We start from the raw sequence: 17,744 nt of genomic DNA on the forward strand, positions 1-17,744 counted from the left end.
ACCTGGGCCGCAATGACTCGCAGGTGAAGCTGCGCGGCTTCCGCATCGAGCTGGGCGAAGTCGAGGCCGCCCTCGCCTCCCACCCCTCCCTCGCACAGGCCGTCGCCCTCGTCCGCGAGGACCGCCCCGGCGACAGGCGCCTCGTCGCCTACCTCATCGCTCGGCCCGGTCAGGCGGTTCCGGCGGACGAAGCCCTGCGCGCGCATCTGAAGCAGGGGCTGCCGGAGTACATGGTGCCGCAGCACTTCGTGGCCCTGCCCGCGCTGCCGCTCACGCCGAACGGCAAGGTGGACCGCAAGGCCCTGCCGTCACCGCAGGTGGAGTCGCAGGAGGACGCCTACGTCGCGCCTCGCGACGAGACGGAGCAGAAGCTCGCGGCCATCTTCGCGGACGTGCTGGGGCTGCGCCGGGTGAGCGTCACGGCGGACTTCTTCCGCCTGGGCGGCCACTCGCTGCTCGCGTCGCAGGCCCTCACGCGCGCGAGCCGCGACCTGGACGTCAGCCTCACGCTGCGCCGGATGTTCGAGGCCCCCACCGTGGAGAAGCTGGCCCGGCTGGTGCGCGGCGCTGACGGGGCCGCGAGCCCCGCGCAGCGCATCTCGCCCCGTGCGGGCACCGCGCCCGCGCCGCTGTCCCTCATGCAGCAGCGGCTGTGGTTCCTGGAGCAGCTCAACCCGGGCACGGCCGTCTACAACCTGCCCTCCGCGTTCCGCCTCCACGGCGCGCTGGACGTGGGCGCGCTGCGCTTCAGCTTCAACAAGCTGCTGGAGCGCCAGGCGTCGCTGCGCACCTTCGTGCGGTGGGACGAGGGCACGCCGGTGCAGCACGTGGCCCCGTCCCTGACGGTGGAGCTGGAGCCGGTGGACCTGGAGCCCGTCCCCGCGCACCAGCGCGAGGAGGACCTGCTGCGCCGCCTCCAGGCGCTGGCGGACGAGTCCATCCCCATCACCGCGCCGCCGCTGTTCCGGCTGACGCTGTACCGGCTGGGCGCCGCCGAGCACGTCCTCTTCTTCATGCCCCATCACCTCATCTGGGATGGGTGGTCGTTCGACGTGTTCCTGCGCGACCTGGACATCATCTACTCCGCGCTCACGCAGGGACAGGAGCCCAAGCTCCCCACGCTGCCCATCCAGTACGCGGACTTCACCGAGTGGCACCGCAGCTGGCTCCAGGGCGAGGAGTTGGAGCGGCAGGCGCGCTACTGGAAGGAGAAGCTCTCCGGGAGCCTGCCCGCGCTGGAGCTGCCCACGGACAAGCCGCGTCCCGCGCAGATGAGCCTCAAGGGCGGCACCGAGCCCTTCGTCCTCACCGGCGCGGAGGTGGACGCCCTCACGAAGCTGGGCCGCGAGTCCAACGCCACGCTCTACATGGTGCTGCTCACGGCGTTCAAGACGCTGCTGCACCGCTACAGCGGCCAGGAGGACTTGGTCGTGGGAACCCCCATCCGGGGCCGCTCGCATCCGGAGGTCGAGGACCTGCTGGGCTTCTTCGTCAACACGCTCGTGCTGCGCACGCAGCTGTCGCCGGAGCTCACGTTCCGGCAGCTGCTGGAGCGCGTGCGCACCACGTGCATGGAGGCGTTCGGCCACCAGGACATGCCCATCGAGCTGCTGATGCAGCAGCTGGGTGTGCAGCGCGACCTGAGCCGCACGCCGCTGTTCCAGACGTTCTTCACCTTCCAGGACGTGCGCAACCGCGGCTCCAGCCTGGGGAGCCTCACCTACGGCCAGGTGCACGTGCACGCGCACGCGACGCCGCTGGACCTGAGCTTCTGGGTGAAGGAGACGGCGAACGGCATCGTCGGCGGCATGGACTACAACACCGACCTGTTCGAGCGGGACACCGTCGTCCGCATGCTCGATCAGATCCGCACCCTGCTGCGCGCCGCGGTGTCCGACGCGGAGGTGCCGGTGTCGCGCCTGCCGCTGCTGCCGGACGCGGAGAAGCAGCGCGTGCTGGTGGACTGGAATGCCACGGAGCGGCCGTTCGACCGCGAGGCCTTCGTCCACACCCTCGTGGCCGCGCAGGCCCGGGCCACCCCCGACGCGGTGGCGCTGCGCTCCGGCGCCGTGACGCTCACGTACCGTCAGCTCCTTCAGCGCAGCCACCAGGTGGCGCATGGCCTGAAGCAGCAGGGCGTCACCGCCGGCAGCCTCGTGGGCCTCTTCACCGAGCGCGGCGTGGACATGGTGGTGGGCCTGCTGGGCATCCTCGAAGCAGGCGCCGGCTACGTCCCGCTCGACCCCGGCTTCCCACCCGAGCGGCTGGCCTTCATGGTCGAGGACGCGAAGCTCTCCACCATCCTCACCCAGCGCGCGCTCCAGGGCACCCTGCCCTCCACCACGGCGAAGGCCCTCTTCGTCGAGGACACCACGTCCCAGGCGGACACGGCCCCCGAGGTCTCCGGCGTCACGCCCGAAGCCGTGGCGTACGTCATCTACACGTCGGGCTCGACGGGCAAGCCCAAGGGCGTGCGCGTGCCACACCGCGCGGTGGTGAACTTCCTCGGCTCCATGCAGGAGGCCCCGGGCCTGGGCGCCCAGGACGTCCTGCTCGCCGTCACCACGCTCTCCTTCGACATCGCCGTCCTGGAGTTGCTGCTGCCTCTCTCCACAGGCGCCCAGGTGGTGCTCGCCTCCCGCGACACCGCCTCGGACGGGGCCCTGCTCAAGGCCTCCCTCGACGCCAACGCCGTCACCGTCATGCAGGCCACTCCCTCCTCCTGGCGCCTGCTGCTGGAGGCCGGCTGGCAGCCCCGCCCAGGCTTCAAGGCCCTCTGCGGCGGCGAGGCCCTCCCTCGCGAGCTGGCCGAAGCCCTCCTCTCCCGCGTCTCCAGCCTCTGGAACATGTACGGCCCCACGGAGACCACCGTCTGGTCCACCACCTGGCGCGTCCAGCCTCCCCTCTCCTCCATCCGCATCGGCCGCCCCATCGCCAACACCCAGCTCTACCTCCTCGACTCGCACCTCGCACCCGTCCCCGTGGGCGTCGCTGGCGAGCTCTTCATCGGCGGCGACGGCGTGACGCTGGGCTACCTCCACCGCCCCGAGCTGACCCAGGAGCGCTTCCTCCCCAATCCCTTCCGCCCTGGCGAGCGCATGTACCGCACCGGCGATCTGGCCCGGTGGCTCGCCGACGGCACCGTGGAGTACCTGGGCCGCAATGACTCGCAGGTGAAGCTGCGCGGCTTCCGCATCGAGCTGGGCGAAGTCGAGGCCGCCCTCGCCTCCCACCCCTCCCTCGCACAGGCCGTCGCCCTCGTCCGCGAGGACCGCCCAGGTGACAGGCGCCTCGTCGCCTACCTCGTGACGAAGCCGGGACAGGCCTACACGGACACGGAGCTGCGCAAGCACCTGCGCTCGCAGCTGCCGCAGTACATGGTGCCGCAGCACTTCGTGGAGCTGGAGGCGCTGCCGCTGACGCCGAACGGCAAGGTGGACCGCAAGGCCCTGCCGCCTCCGGCGGGCACCTCGCGCCCGGTCGAGGACGCCTTCGTCGCGCCGCGCACGCCGACGGAGCAGCACCTGGCGCGCATCTGGCGGGAGGTGCTGGGCATCGCGCAGGTGGGCGTGCACGACAACTTCTTCAACATCGGCGGGCACTCGCTCCTGTCCTTCCAGGTGGTGATGCGCGTCAAGAAGGAGCTGAGCCAGGAGCTGCACCCGCGCACGCTCCTGCTCAACACGCTGGAGCAGGTGGCCTCGCAGCTCGCGCCCGCGGCGCCAGCGCCCACGGCCGCAGCCCCCACGGCGCAGCCCGTCACGCAACCCAAGCCTGCCACGCAGGAGACTTCTGTTCCCCTGGCGCAACGCTTGTTCAATAAGCTGAAGGGGAAACTGCCGGGGCGCTCGGACTGAGCGGCCCCTCAAGGAAGATGATCAGACCGTGACGCCTTGTTTCTTTGGCACCTCCGAGCGACAACTCTTCGGCATGCACCACCCCGCTCAGGGCTCGGAGCGGGCCACCGGAGTGGTGCTCTGCTATCCCGCCGCCCAGGAGTACATGCTGACGCACTGGGCCTTCCGGAAGCTGGCCGGGATGCTCGCGCGAGAGGGCTTCCACGTCTTCCGCTTCGACTACTACGGCACGGGAGACTCGGCGGGAGAGGTCCACGAGGGCCGCGTGGCCACGTGGGTCCAGGACATCCGCCACGCCGCCAATGAATTGCAGGACGTGACGGGCGTGCAGCGCGTGGCGCTCGTGGGCTTCCGGCTGGGCGCGGCGCTCGCGGTGCGCGCGGCCATGGAGGGACTGTCCACCGCCGCGCTCGTGCTCTGGGAGCCGCTGGTGGAGGGCGAGGCCTGGCTGCGGGAGCTGGAGCTGCTCCAGCAGCGCCGGGCCGCCCGCACCCTCTTTCCCCAGCCCGAGAGCCCGCTGGAGGTGCGTCAGGAGCTGCTCGGCTTCGCGTTCCCCCGTGCCTTGCGCGACGACATCCTCGCGCTGGACCTGGCCGCGCTGCCCGCGTGGCCCGCGACGCGCACGCACCTGGTGGCCGGCGCGCGAAAGCCCGAGTACGAGCGCCTCCAGGCGCACCTGGAGAGGACGGGCCTGCCCTTCCAGCACCACCTGGTGCCCGAGGAGGGCGCGGGCGGCCAGGAGTCCGCGCTCCTGTCCAACCGCATCCTCCAGACCATCACCACGCTCCTGAAGGAGGCCGCGTGATGCGCGAGCGCATCTGTACCTTCGGCCCCGAGCAGAGCCTCGTGGGCATCCTCACGGAACCCGACCCGGCGAAGGCCCTGCCGGAGGCGCCCGCGGTGGTGCTGTCCAACGTGGGCCTCAACCACCACGTGGGCCCGTACCGGCTGTGGGTGGAGCTGGCGCGGCAGCTGGCGGAGCGCGGCTTCAGCACGCTGCGCTTCGACCTGTCCGGCCTGGGCGACAGCCGTCCCCGCCGCGAGGGCGGTTCGGACGAGTTCCAGCGCGCCCGCGAGGAGACGCGCGCGGCGCTCGACTACCTGGAGCAGAAGAAGGGCCAGAAGCGCTTCGTGCTCATCGGCCTGTGCTCCGGCGTGGACAGCGCGCACGCGGTGACGGTGGCGGATCCGCGCGTGGTGGGCGCGGCCTTCATCGACGGGTACACGTACCGGACGGTGGGCTATCACCTGCGCTTCCACCTGCGCTACCTGAGCCCCCGCCGGTGGACGCGCTTCCTGCGCAAGCGCAAGCTGCCCCCCCAGCTGCGCGAGGCCGGCGAGGCCGACGAGGTCTACACGCGCGAGTACCCCGACCGCGAGCAGCTGACGCAGGACTACAGGCACCTGCTGGAGCGAGGGGTCAACCTGTGCTTCGTGTTCTCCGGAGGCATGGGGCTGTCCTTCAACCACGAGGGCCAGTTCTACGAGATGCTCTCGCCGCTGAAGCTGGAGGGCCGCGTCACCTACGCCTTCTATCCGCGCGCGGATCACCTCTTCTCCGTGCCCGAGGACCGCGCGGAGCTGCTGCGCAAGCTCACCGCCTGGGCCGTGGGCACGGTGCCGCCGCGCGCCCTGGCGGGCTGAAGGCCGCCTGCCCACCCCACGAGCGGGGACACGGCGCAGGGCCGGGTGTGCGCCAGGCGCTTGTTTCCCACCCGACGGTCGCCACCTTCGAAGCACCCACGTTCTTCGAAGGAGCGCCACCGATGAAGCTCCCCCTGATGGCAGCACTGGCAGCACTCGCCCTCTCCAGCCAGGCGTTCGCGCAGGGCCATGCCGACCACGAGACGCCGCCCCTGCAGGAGCCGTCCACCGACGCGCCCCAGGACAGCGCGGAGCGCTGGGACAAGGCCACGGGTGGCTCGGGCTCCGTGAATGAGGGCCTCCCGCCGGCGGACGAGGCCACGGACGACGCCGTGGCGCCGGGGCACGTCGACGAAGGCGTCGGCGGCTCCGGCTCGACCGAGCAGGGCACCCATAGCACGGACGGGAGCTCGGCCGCCGCGAAGCCGCGCGCGCCGAACTCCGGCACCCCGGGCAACAAGGGGGCGAAGATGGAGGTGACGCCGCCAGCCTGGGAGCGGAACAAGCAGATGGGCAGCTCCGCGAGCCCCACCACGGGCACGCCGCCCGTGGAAGGCAGCGCCGGCAACTGACGATGACGGCTCGCGGCCTTGAGCAGGCCTTGCATTGCCAGACGTCATCTACCCCTTGTGGGTGAGAGACCCCCGGGCCTCCCAACCGGTAAATCCTTGCACGGACCGGTTGGACGGAGGCCTGTCGGATGAATCTCACCTCGCAAGAACAGGCGCTCCTGCTCGAGTTGACCCAGGCCCTCTCCAGCTCACTGGATTTGACGGAGGTCCTGGCCCGCTCGCAGGGCATCCTCACGCAACTGCTGCCGTGTGACTACGCGGCGCTGTGCGTGTCGAGGCCGGAGCGCCCTGGGGACTATGAATGGCTGGGATTGGGGGCGCCGGGCATCCTCTTGACCCACTACCCAGAGCTGGCCGCGGTGGACTCCGGACCCGAGCAGGGAGCGCCGCCAGCGGACATACCCTTGCGCGCCTCGAACGCGCGGGCGCGCAATGAATTGAAGCGCAGCCTGCTCTACCTGCGCTGCAGGGAGATGGGGCTGCCCCTGGAGCAGGTGATGGCGGTGCTCCTGGACCTACGACAGGGCTGGCACGGCAGCCTGGCCGTGTACCGCGAGCACACCCAGCCCTTCTCCGAGCGGGAGCAGGCCCTCCTCGAGGACCTGAAGCCCTACCTGGCGAACACGGTGCGCAACTGCCGCCTGTTCGGGCACGAGGCGATGCGAGGGGACCTGCTGGATGCCCTCTTCCGCCACCAGGGCGCCGAGTACGTCGTGATGGACCCTCCGGAGCACGAGAAGCTGCGGACGCCGGGAGCGACGGAGCTCTTGCGTCGCTGGTACCCGGAGGAGCTGAAGGCGGACGACTCGCGGCTGCCCCAGGAGCTGCGCGAGCACCTGGAGCGCCTTCAGGTGCTGGGACCGAAGCGGGCCCAGGGCGTGGACACGTGGACGCGCGCGGGAGGCAAGCACGACCTGAAGGTCACGTGCGTGCAGCTGCCCGAGCACCGCGGCAGCCGGCCCTGGGTGCTGGTGTTGCAGGAGTGCTCGCGGGCCATCCCACTGCCGGAGCCGTGGCGCCAGCGGCTCTCCCAGCGCGAGGTGGAGGTGGTCCAGGGGGTCCTCAGCAACTGGACGAACGAGGCCATCGCCGAGGACCTGGGCCTGTCGCTCAACACGGTGAAGACGCACCTGCGCAACATCTTCCCCAAGCTGGGCATCGAGAGCCGCACGGACCTCCTCTACCAGGCCGCCTGGAAGCAGAAGGCGCGGTGACGGGGTCCGCGAGCCCGTCGCTCAGGGCTCCCGGAAGAACCTGGGGAACAGGATGCGCGTGGTGCGGGCGGAGTGGAGCAGCGCGGCCTGCTCCTCCGGCGACGTGACCGCGCGCAGGGCGGACTCCAGGTCGGCCACGTGGTCGCCGTCCGCGGCGCCGTGGCCCTTGAGGAAGAGGACGGCCTTGTGGATGTGGGGGATGCCGCTCTCGGCGATGAGCCGCTCCACCGAGCCCGGGGCCCGCTTCACGGAGAGGTACTCCAGCACATAGGCCGTGCCCAGGAACGCGGCGGGCACGCCCGCCTGCGTGGTGAAGCGGTTCCACTCCACGTAGGCGCGCACGGCGGGCCGGATGGGCGCGCGCTCCACCCGCTCCTGCGTCCAGCCCAGGGCCTCCAGGTCCTTGAGCAACCACTGTTCATGGCCCTGCTCCTCCCACGCCTTCTGGAACAGCAGCTCGGCGAGCGCGGGGTTGCGGCCCTCGCGGTGCATGCGCTCGCCGGACTCGGTGAAGAACTGCGTGCTCCAGCGCACGTACTGGTACGACTGGACGAGGTAGTGGACGTAGTCATCCTGGCGGATGCGCCCCTCGAAGAGGCGCCGGACGGCCGGCGTCGCATCCAGCTCATGCACGAGCATCCGCGCCTCGTGCCGCAGGGAGTCCAGCCAGTCCGTCTTCGTCTGCTCATGCTTGGGCTGCTTGCACATACACGTCTCCTGACAGGGGCCCGCGAAGGCCCGGTGGGTGCTGCGTGGCGGGTGAAGGCGCGAGGCGCGAGCCGGCCCGGGGTCAGGCGGCCTCAGCGTCCAGCGAAGCGAAGAGCCTCAAGGTGGCCGGGGGAATGGCCTCCAGCGCGGCGACGAGCGGCACGGTGAAGCGATTGAAGGTGGGGTCGAAGTGCGGCGGCGCGATGAAGCGCGCGCCCAGCTTCTCCGCGAACAGCGACACGATGCGCGGCATGCGCAGGGCCTTCAGGTGACCCTGGCGGGCCCGGGCGCGCTGCTCCGGGGTGAGGCGGGGCGCCAGGGGCTCCGCGGGCGGCGGAGGAAAGTCCCGGGTCCGTACGCGGAAGGCGTCGGTCACCCAGCCCCTGCGCGCGGCGGCCAGGTAGTACAGGTCCGCCTCCTCCTGTGAGTCCGTCTCCATGTTGGCCGCGGCGATCCAATGGGTGACGCCGCGCTCGAGGCTCGCGCGGTACAGGCCCGCCTGGAGCTTCAGCACCGCCTTGCGCGGGCTGCCCTGGATGGCGCAGTAGCGCGTGGTCTCCGCGAACACGCGGCCCGGGGCGACCAGCCGCGACAGGTCGAGCTTCTTCTCGATGTCCAGCCCCACCACCGTGTCCGCGAAGGCGGCGACCTCCGCGTTGGGCGTCAGCAGGCGGACCGTCGCCACCGGCTCCCCGGCCGCGTAGACGACGACGTGGGCGGTGGTGCGGAGCGTGTCGAAGCAGTCCGCCTCGCGCGGGGCCCGCGGCCGCTTGGGCCCCAGCATCCGCAGCTCCTCGCCGAAGACCTGGTAACGGACGCGGAGGGCGTCATCCAGCTCGCGCTGCGCAGTGGCGACGCGGCAACTCAATGAGGACATGGCGGGTCTCGCTTCCACGGTGCTGGCCAGACGGTGTGTCCGGCCCCGACCTTTCATTCGTCGCGGCTCGGCCGAGTGCGCGCATGGGTTGTCTTTTTTCGATGAGCCCGGCCCACCGCTCGCCACCCCTGGCCGCCCCACCCCGTGGCGCATGGCCCGCGTCCCCTGGCGGGACGCAAGTTGGACAGACGCTGGAGGAGGACGCCATGACCGAGCAGACGCCCGAGCCCTCGGGAATCCCTTCCGACCGTGAGCTGCGCAAGCTCAGTCCCTTCGAGCTGAAGGACGCGCTCCTCCAGGTCGCGGACGAAGCCGTGAAGACCCGCGAGGCGGTGATGCTCAACGCGGGCCGGGGCAACCCCAACTGGATCGCCGCCACGCCGCGCGAGGCGTTCTTCCTCCTGGGCCAGTTCGCGCTCGCGGAGAGCCGGCGCGCCTGGGATGTCCCCGCGGTGGGGCTCGCGGGCATGCCCCGGTCACCCGGGATTGCCCGGCGGCTGCACGACTTCCTCGACGCGAGCGACGACGAGCCCGCCGTGCGGTTGTTGCGCGGCGCGCTGACGTATGGGGAGCACACGCTCGGCTTCCATCCGGACCGGTTCGTCTGGGAGCTCGCGGACGCCGTCATCGGAGACAACTATCCGGTGCCGGACCGGATGCTCCCCCACGCCGAGCGCATCGTGCAGGAGTACCTGGCGCGAGAGCTGTTCGCGGGACGGGCGCCCTCCGGGCGCTTCGACCTCTTCGCGGTGGAGGGTGGCACCGCGGGCATCACCTATCTCTTCCAGTCGCTGAGGGCGAACGGCCTGCTGCGCAAGGGAGACACCATCGCGCTGGGCGCGCCCCTCTTCACGCCGTACCTGGAGATCCCCCATCTTGAGGAGCTCAGCCTGCGCACGGTGGACATCCTGCAGAGCGCCACCACGAAGGACGGCGACCACACCTGGCAGTACCCGGACGCGGAGCTGCGCAAGCTGGAGGACCCGCGCATCAAGGCCTTCTTCGTCGTCAACCCGTCCAACCCGGGCGCGGTGGCCATGCGCAAGGAATCCGTCCACAAGCTGGTGGAGCTGGTGCGCAAGCACCGGCCGGACCTGTTGATCATCACCGACGACGTCTACGGGACGTTCGTCAACGGCTTCCGTTCGCTGGCCGCGGAGCTGCCTCGAAACACGCTGCTGGTGTACTCGTACTCCAAGCACTTCGGCTGCACGGGCTGGCGGCTGGGCGTGGTGGCGCTCCACGAGGACAACATCCTGGACGCGCTGCTGGCGAAGCAGCCCACCTCCGAGCGCGCTCGGCTGGAGGCGCGGTATGGCGCCATCTCGTTGCATCCGGGGCGGCTGAAGTTCATCGACCGGATGGTGGCGGACAGCCGGGCCGTGGCGTTGAACCACACGGCGGGGCTGTCACCGCCGCAGCAGCTCCAGATGACGTTGTTCTCGCTGTTCACCTTGTTGGACAAGGACGACGGCTACAAGAAGGCCTGTCAGCGCATCTGCCAGGACCGGCTCCAGGACCTGTTCGAGGGCATGGGCCTCCCGCTGCGCGAGGATCCGCTGCGCACGGCCTATTACCAGACGCTCGACCTGGAGGCCTGGTGTCGCGAGCACATTGGCGAGGACTTCGTCCGCTTCGTCGAGGAGCACCACGATCCATTGGAGATCGTCTTCACGCTGGCGCGGCGCCACGGCGTGGTGCTGCTCAACGGCAGCGGCTTCGACGGACCTCCCTGGTCGGCCCGTGTGTCATTGGCGAACCTGGAGGATGACGCGTATCCACGGATTGGCCGGGATCTCCGGGATGAAGTCCGCCGAGCCATCGACGCGTGGAAGAAATCCCGAGCGGAGCCGCCTCCGCACGTGCAGTGAAACACGGGTCCTTTTCGATCCAGGGGGATCGCGAACGACTCACCGCCCTCAAAGACAGTACCACCTCCGAGGTAGAGACACCGATCCTCCTTGCCGCCAACCTCTCGGCTTGGACGGAGATGCTTCGCCGTCGAACTCTACAGGCCTGTAGCGAAAGTCCGGATGGACCGTAGCCAGCCTGAAAGTGGGCACGCATGTCAAAGAGGTGTGGGGGATGATCAGTCCATCGCAAGGACGTGACCTTCACGAACGGATCTTGAGCGGGGACAAGACTGCGTCCGTGGACGTCTTCCTGACGTTCATGGAGCCTCTGGTCCGGGCACTGAAGAGGAACCCGGGCTGCAACGAGGACGATGCCAACGACTCGGCCATCGACGCGGTGTACGCGTACCTCCATAAGCCCCAGAGGTACGACCCCCGCAAGAGCAGCCTGAGCACCTACCTGGGGCGAATTGCCCTGCGCAAGGCGCAGGATCGATACCGCGCCTCCACCTCCATGACGATCCGGAACAGGGATTTCGGGAGCGCTGTCGAAGTCTGGGCCCCAGCTCCGAACAAGGACATGGAGACCCGCGTGGAGGTGCATCTGATTCTGAAGAAGCTCGACCAGGCCGCTATTCCTGAAAAGGACCAGGCCTGTCTACGACTGATGCTCACCGGGGAGCGGTCCACGGACCGCCTGGCGGAGGTGCTGGAGTTGATGCACCTGCCCCAGCTCGAGCGCCGGCGAGAGGTGAAGCGAAACCAGGACCGCCTCAAGCAGGCGCTGAAGCGCCTCTTCGAGGAGGAACACGATGACGAATCCTGATTGGTTGAAGCGAGCGGCCGAGCGAAGCACGAGCGAGGCAGGAATGCTCGGTCAGGTGTTCAACGAGTACCGACAGATGGAGAAGCTCTCTGAGGACTCGCTGGTACAACGGCTGGGGTGTACGCCAGAAGTGCTCCAGTGGCTGTCCCTCTGCATGACACCAGAGGGGCCGGACTTCGAGGAGCAGGCCCGGGCCATCGCGGACCGTTTCGAGGTCGACCTCCAGAAGCTCGCGTACGTGCTCCGGCGCGTCCAGGTCCAACTGGCCCTGTCGAAGCCCACGCGGGTGCAGGGCGTCTCCATCCAGTTGGCGGCCCGGGACCGCGAAGACGAAGAGCTCTTCGAGGATGAATTCGAGTCATGAGCGAGCAATGGCTGGTGGAGGCCCTCGCGGCGAGCAGGCTCTCCTTCCCGCCGGGGTTCCCCCGCGACATCGCGGCGGTGGCCCCGCTGCGCCATCCGCTCGACCTCGTGGGGATGCCAGGCCTGGCGGTGGAGGGGGTGCGGCAATGGCTCATCCAACGCCACCTGCCGGCTGAGCTGAGGGGTACCGACCGCAGGCTCTATGGCTGCATGGTGGCACGGGCGGGGGCCGCAGCGCTGTTCTTCGACAGCGATGACTCCGAGGCGGAGCAGCGCTTCACCCTGGCCCACGAGGTCGCGCACTACGTGCTCGACCACCTGCTGCCCCGGGCGCGGGCCCTTGAATTCTTTGGAGAGGACATCCGGCCTGTCCTCGACGGCGAACGGGACCCGGAGCTGGACGAGTATATGGACTCGCGATTCAGCGACGTCCCCCTGGGCCTCCAGGTGCACCTGATGGACCGGGGGGCGAGGGGAGGCGCGGACTCGGGCTCGGTGATGGAGGCGGAGCAACAGGCGGACCGCTTGGCCCTGGAACTCCTCGCACCGGAAGAGATAGCGCGCGAGGAGCTGAACAAGGTGTCTGTCCTGGAAGGCCCCCGGCGACTGGAGACCCGGTTCGGGCTGCCGAAGTCGGCCTCACGGACCTACGCCCGGATGCTGCGCCAGCGCCCCCCTGCGCATGAACTCTCCCTGAGCGATTTCCTGGGTGATGAAGAAAGGTGAGCATGGCCGACGAAACACCCCCCGACGATGCCGTCTCCAACCTCCTGGGTGACAAGGAGTTCAGGTCCGCCTTCGGTGAAGACTTGGAGCAGACGCTGGACCTGGAAACGTGGCGTCCTGGCATAGACCCGAAGGAGATCATGCTCCGGTATCAACGGGAGATCTCCACCTCGGTCCAGCGGGAGGACCGCATGCGGGAGCTCATCCGCAAGGAGTTGCTCCCACAGATCGCGGGACGCAGGAATGGTCCCGCGGAGGCAGGCGTGTTCCAGACCCACCCGGAGGAATTGACCACCGTCCACGAAGGCCTGCTCTTTCCCGGGAACGTCATCGCCGTGCTCGGCACTGCGGTGTCCCATGAAAGTCTTCCCCTTAGCATCACCCAGATTGGGGTCGCGGCCGTCGGCTATCAGGGAAGCGCGGGGACCTTCTCCCAGCGCCTCTTCCGGAAGGACCTGGCGGCGAAGGACACCAATTCTTTGAAGGAAGCCGTCGACTACATCGCGAACCGCCACAATCCCAAGACCGTCAGCCACCGGGAGATCTTCTCCCGTCTCGCCCAGCGAGGCATCCGCACCTATGCTGAGCGGGCCGTCCTGGTAGACAAGGCGACGACGGAGTGGCGCATCGGGCATGGCAATCCGTTCGCGCATGAGCTGCTCACCGGATCGGGACATATCGGCCTGTTGAAGGCTTCGCTGACCCTGCTGGCTCGCCTCGTCCGGGAACAGCAGAAGTTCGTGTTCGTCTCCAGTGCGCAGATGGAGCGAGGGCTGATGACGCTGGGCCTCGCGCTCGATGCGGGCGAATACATCGTCTTCGAGAATCTGGATCGACCGAGCAGGCAGCTGTTCCAGTACTGGATGAAGACAGACCCACGCCTCCCGCTGGTGCAGAAGTTCGTCGAAATCTACTGCCCGAACGTGCTCCTGGGCGTCTTCCGGGTCTCGAGCCGCACAGCACCTCGCCTCTTCTACGCCCACCGCGAGCACGTCCACATGGCAGTCCGCGTGGCCATGGCGGACAGCATCATGCGCCTGGAGAAGAGCTACCCGCTCCTCCTGGACGTCGCGGAGCTCGCCTGCCGAAGCGTCTTCGGCGAGGACGGCTTCGAGGGGCTGGTGCAGGACGCCTACGCGCAGGCAGGAGCGCACCTCCAGTATCTGCTCGAGCGCGAATCACGTCGGTAACGGGGGAAAGACATACACTATGTCGAACAACGGCAAGACACCCAGTCCACCAAGCACCGCAGCTCTCAACGGCGCCCATCATCCCGCCCAATCCCCTGCGCCCAGGCCGCCCGGCAATGCCGTGAACCCGCAAACAGCCCGCCCGGGGACGCCGCCACCTGTCGCGAAGCCGGCAGCCTCCCCCGTCACCGCGGACGGCAGGCCCGTGCAGAAACAGGACGCGCCAAGGCCAATCATCAGCCAGACCCCCGCCAGGACGCTCAGTGAGCTGGCCGACATCAGCAACCGGGCCGGCCTGATGCCCCAACCCGACCCCGAGCTGGCGAACGCCGTGGGCTTCACGCACTTCGATACCTCGAACAGCGACGACAACATGCTCACGGTGTTGATGACCCGTGACGACCTGCACCGGTTGGCCTCCCAGACGCTCGTGCGGGTGAAGTCGCGCGCGGACAAGCGCGACTACCTGGGGGTCGTGGTCCGGGGCCCCTTCGCAGAGCCCAACGGCATCCCCGCGAACTCCACGATGGCCGTGGGGGTCATCACGCACGGCAAGAAGCTGACCTATACGTTCGAGTACCATGGCCGTGCCGAGATCGAGTTGTTGGGTCAGGAAGTGGGAGGCGTGCTGCAACCGCCTCGCTTCCGGCCCCGGCCCCAGAGCCCGGTCTTCGTGCTGAGCGAGGAGGAGAGCGCGAAGGTGCTGGGCGTGGGCGGTTTGATGAGCCTGGGCCGGGTCGTGGGGTATGAGCGCATGGAGGCGCGGCTGAATCCCCGCGACAAGGCCATCCTCCCCCGTCACACGGGCATCATCGGCACCACGGGCGGAGGCAAGTCCACGACCGTCGCGACGCTGCTCCACCGCGCCCAGCGCTCCGGCATCGCGACCATCGTCTTCGACGTGGAGGGTGAATACACCCACGTGGACCAGCCCACCGACCACGACGCGATGCGGGAGATGCTCAAGCGGCGGGGGCAGAAGGCCGAAGGCGTGGAGGACCTGCATATCCATCACCTCACGGGCCGGGACAGCCGCAATCCCAAGCATCCGCAGCGGCACGGCTTCTCGCTGAAGTTCTCCAGCCTGTCGCCCTATGCCATCTCGGAAATCCTGAGCATGTCGGACGCGCAGCATGAGCGGTTCCTGCGCGCCTTTGACGTCACCAAGCTGCTCCTGGAGGACTTCAAGATCTTCCCCAGGACCGAGGCCGAGAAGCAGCAGGTCCTGGAGGTGGACGAGCAGGACACCGGCTACCCACGGATGACCATCGACCACATCCTGGATGTCGTGAATGCCTATACATACAGCCTGGGCAGCGAGGGAAAGGCCAAGAAGGCCGCAAGCGGCGGGCGCAGGCGAGCAGCGGATCCAGAGCCGGAGGGCGAGGAGGAAGACGGCGCCGAGGAAGCATCCACCGTATCAAGGGGTCCGCCGCTCCTCAGTGAGTTCCGGGGCAAGCCGCACCTGGTGAAGGCGCGGATCATGGCACAGAAGAGCAGCAGCGAGCCGAGCTGGAGGACCCTGGGCAACAAGCTTCAGCTGCTGAAGCGACTGAAGGTCTTCGACGTCGAGAACACCGATGGCGTGGACTACGACTCCATGCTCCAGGCCGGGCGGGTGTCGGTCATCGACCTGTCGAATACGGACTCGCCGCAGCTGAACAACCTGGTCATCGCGGACATCCTGCGTGGACTCCAGGAGCACCAGGAGCAGCGCTACCAGGAGGCCGCCAAGCGGAACGCGCCCGTCACGCCGGTGCTCATCATCATCGAGGAGGCCCACGAGTTCCTATCCACCAGCCGCATCTCGCAGATGCCCGTGCTGTTCGAACAAGTGGCGCGCATCGCCAAGCGGGGCCGCAAGCGGTGGCTGGGGCTCGTCTTCGTCACGCAATTGCCGCAGCACCTCCCGCCCGAAGTGCTGGCCCTGCTCAACAACTTCATCATCCACAAAATCACGGATGGGGCCGTCATCAACCAGCTGAAGAAGAGCGTGGGCAGCATCGATGAGAGCCTGTGGAACCGGGTCTCCCGGCTCGCGCCAGGTCAAGCCCTGGTGTCCTTCAGCAATTTCACCCGGCCCCTGATGGTGGCCGTGGACCCCGCGCCCGTGAAGCGGCTGCTCGTCGACTAGCGTTGACTCAAAGTCCACGAACAGACGGAGGCAGGGGCGATATAGAGCCGGCTGTCATGCTCGGCTCCGCGCTCCTCGCCTCCGTCATCGTCGCCCAGGCTCCCGCGTCCCCCGCTTCACGTGCCGCGGAAGAACTGGGCCTGGGTCCTGTCCTCGACTCCGTCGTCCACCAGGGCGTCACCTACGCCGCGCTCGCACGGGGCGGCATCGCCGTACTCAAGCTGGAGGGCCCGGCCCCCCAGCTCGTGCGGCGCGTCGAAGAGGGCCGCCGCTTCGTGCGGCTCGTCGTCGTGGGACAGTCACTCCTCGCCATCGAGCAGCGCGAGGAGGCCCATGCGTTCTCGCTCGCCACGCCGGAGCAGCCCCAGCCGGACTCGCTCGCCGCCGCGCTGGGCTCCGCGCGCGACCTCACCGTCGTCACGCAGACGCCGCCGCCCCAGGCGCCACCGCCCGCGTCCGTCCCCTCCTCGGCCCGGGTCACCGTCACCGCCGTGCATGACGGCGACGTGATGCTCTCCAGAGGCGCGCAGGTCGGCCTGACGGAAGGCACCCGCGTCCGCGTGCGCACGCAGGACTCCCGCGAGGTGGTGCTGAAGGTCATCGAGTCGCGCGAGGACTCCGCCGTCGCCCGCCTGGGCCGCGGGGAGACCGTGCGCGTGGGGGACACCGCCGTCGTCACCGACGCCCCCGCCACCGCGCGCCTCTTCTTCCCCGAGCCCGGCGTGCCGCGCCTGCGCTACGGCTTCCACGCCCGCCCCTTCCTCGCGCTGGACGCGAGGACGCGCGCGGGCAGGTCCGCTCGCGCGGGCGGCCTGCTCCTGGATGCGTTCATCGCCTGGCGGCCGGGCGACCTGCCCCTGGTGCTGAGCGCCCAGCTGGATCCGGTGGGCTTCGGCCTGGGCACCGGCCTGCGCCATACGCCGGGCTCCGCCTATGTCGCCGTGGCCTACTCCACCGCGTTCCTGGAGGTCGGCCTCGGCGCGGGCGCGCTGTTCGGTCAGAAGGAGTGCAGCCCCCAGTTCGATTACGACCCCATCACCTACGAGCCCATCAATGCGCGGACCGTGTGTGACTCCAACGCGGGGCCGTCCTTCCAGCAGGTGCTGCGGCTCGGCGCGCTCGACGGGTTCCACCTCGCGTGGAACTCCGCCATCCTCTCGCGAGACAACCAGTTCCGCTTCGGCTCCGGGCGCGGCGAGGTCCAGGTGCCCCTCACGCCCAGCCTGTCCCTCTTCGGCGCGGGCGGCGGCTCGGCCAGCGGATGGAACTTCGGCGAGCTGGGCGTGCGCAGCTTCCTCAAGGGCACCGGCGGCTCCGGCACCACCGTGCTGTCCGCCAGCCTGGGCATCGTGTCGCTCTCCGACGGCACCGGCGAGGCCCTCACCGGCCCCTCCATCGCCATCGGCATCGAGCGCCGGCCCTGAGCGTCAGTAGCCGGAGACCGTGGACGCGGCGAACTCCTCCGGCACCATCGCGCCAGAGATGGGGAAGTCCTTCGGCGCCCGCTTCCACGCCTTCCCAGCCGCCGGGCATGCGGGCGCCCGCGAGAGCCCTCCCAGCCCCATGAACGTCAGCGACAGCAGGCCGAGCCCCACGGCCCCCGCGGCCAGCTCATCCACGAGGCCGGTCCGGCGAAGGCCGCCCACCCCCAGGAGCGGGAGCGCGGCGATGGGCGTGGCCACCCACCCCAACCACGTGCGCCAGTTCGCGCGAGCCTGTTGCCTCAGTGCGTCGATTGAAGCCATGGGGGCGTCCTTCCGAACAGGAGGGTTGTTCAGGA

15 protein-coding genes are annotated in these 17,744 nt (G+C 69.2%); 12 read left to right on the top strand and 3 right to left on the bottom strand.

What is annotated here, in order from left to right; genetic code table 11:
• The 5 genes from U8525_RS25470 to U8525_RS25490 all read left to right on the top strand — a co-directional run.
• The coding region (locus U8525_RS25470; protein ID WP_374268921.1) for an amino acid adenylation domain-containing protein at positions 1-3,857 on the top strand (3,857 nt) is incomplete at its 5' end.
• Between the two features lie 73 nt (positions 3,858-3,930).
• The gene (locus U8525_RS25475; RefSeq protein ID WP_374268923.1) at positions 3,931-4,662 is read left to right on the top strand and encodes an alpha/beta fold hydrolase; all 732 of its coding nucleotides are present in this window, start codon (positions 3,931-3,933) and stop codon (positions 4,660-4,662) included.
• A complete protein-coding gene (locus U8525_RS25480) occupies positions 4,662-5,501 on the top strand; it encodes an alpha/beta fold hydrolase (RefSeq protein ID WP_374268925.1) in 840 nt (279 codons plus the stop codon). Before U8525_RS25475 ends, U8525_RS25480 begins: the two co-directional genes overlap by 1 nt.
• A 122-nt stretch (positions 5,502-5,623) precedes the next feature.
• A complete protein-coding gene (locus tag U8525_RS25485) occupies positions 5,624-6,073 on the top strand; it encodes a hypothetical protein (RefSeq protein WP_374268927.1) in 450 nt (149 codons plus the stop codon).
• A gap of 128 nt (positions 6,074-6,201) precedes the next feature.
• A complete protein-coding gene (locus U8525_RS25490; RefSeq protein WP_374268929.1) occupies positions 6,202-7,287 on the top strand; it encodes a LuxR C-terminal-related transcriptional regulator in 1,086 nt (361 codons plus the stop codon).
• A gap of 21 nt (positions 7,288-7,308) precedes the next feature.
• Here the strand turns inward: U8525_RS25490 and U8525_RS25495 are convergent, their stop codons facing one another.
• The gene (locus tag U8525_RS25495; protein ID WP_374268931.1) at positions 7,309-7,995 is read right to left on the bottom strand and encodes an iron-containing redox enzyme family protein; all 687 of its coding nucleotides are present in this window, start codon (positions 7,993-7,995) and stop codon (positions 7,309-7,311) included.
• An 82-nt stretch (positions 7,996-8,077) separates the two neighbouring features.
• Positions 8,078-8,872 (bottom strand): GNAT family N-acetyltransferase, encoded by a 795-nt coding sequence (locus tag U8525_RS25500; RefSeq protein ID WP_374268932.1) that lies wholly within the window; start codon positions 8,870-8,872, stop codon positions 8,078-8,080.
• A 206-nt stretch (positions 8,873-9,078) separates the two neighbouring features.
• On the opposite strand from U8525_RS25500, the gene aspD reads away from it, so the two are divergent.
• The 7 genes from aspD (at position 9,079) to U8525_RS25535 (ending at position 17,388) form a co-directional block, all read left to right on the top strand.
• Positions 9,079-10,743, top strand: coding sequence for an aspartate 4-decarboxylase (aspD, locus tag U8525_RS25505; protein ID WP_374268935.1), 1,665 nt, complete (start codon positions 9,079-9,081; stop codon positions 10,741-10,743).
• A gap of 280 nt (positions 10,744-11,023) precedes the next feature.
• Positions 11,024-11,551 carry an RNA polymerase sigma factor gene (locus U8525_RS25510; protein ID WP_374268937.1) on the top strand — a complete coding sequence of 176 codons (528 nt, stop codon included), beginning with the start codon at positions 11,024-11,026 and terminating at the stop codon, positions 11,549-11,551.
• A gap of 43 nt (positions 11,552-11,594) precedes the next feature.
• Entirely contained in the window at positions 11,595-11,915 is a 321-nt protein-coding gene (locus tag U8525_RS25515; protein WP_374268939.1) for a hypothetical protein, read from the top strand.
• Complete coding sequence (locus U8525_RS25520; protein WP_374268940.1) at positions 11,912-12,640, top strand: ImmA/IrrE family metallo-endopeptidase; 729 nt, start codon at positions 11,912-11,914, stop codon at positions 12,638-12,640. Before U8525_RS25515 ends, U8525_RS25520 begins: the two co-directional genes overlap by 4 nt.
• A 2-nt stretch (positions 12,641-12,642) precedes the next feature.
• On the top strand, positions 12,643-13,830 hold the full coding sequence (locus tag U8525_RS25525; RefSeq protein ID WP_374268942.1) for a hypothetical protein: 1,188 nt from the start codon (positions 12,643-12,645) through the stop codon (positions 13,828-13,830).
• A 298-nt stretch (positions 13,831-14,128) separates the two neighbouring features.
• A complete protein-coding gene (locus tag U8525_RS25530; protein WP_374268944.1) occupies positions 14,129-15,964 on the top strand; it encodes an ATP-binding protein in 1,836 nt (611 codons plus the stop codon).
• 56 nt (positions 15,965-16,020) lie between these two features.
• Entirely contained in the window at positions 16,021-17,388 is a 1,368-nt protein-coding gene (locus U8525_RS25535) for a hypothetical protein (protein WP_374268946.1), read from the top strand.
• 3 nt (positions 17,389-17,391) lie between these two features.
• Here U8525_RS25535 and U8525_RS25540 read toward each other — a convergent pair whose 3' ends face one another.
• Positions 17,392-17,709 carry a hypothetical protein gene (locus tag U8525_RS25540; protein WP_374268947.1) on the bottom strand — a complete coding sequence of 106 codons (318 nt, stop codon included), beginning with the start codon at positions 17,707-17,709 and terminating at the stop codon, positions 17,392-17,394.
• Positions 17,710-17,744 lie beyond the last annotated feature (35 nt).

It is taken from the genome of Corallococcus sp. RDP092CA (assembly GCF_041903675.1).
In the GTDB taxonomy this organism is placed as follows: domain Bacteria; phylum Myxococcota; class Myxococcia; order Myxococcales; family Myxococcaceae; genus Corallococcus.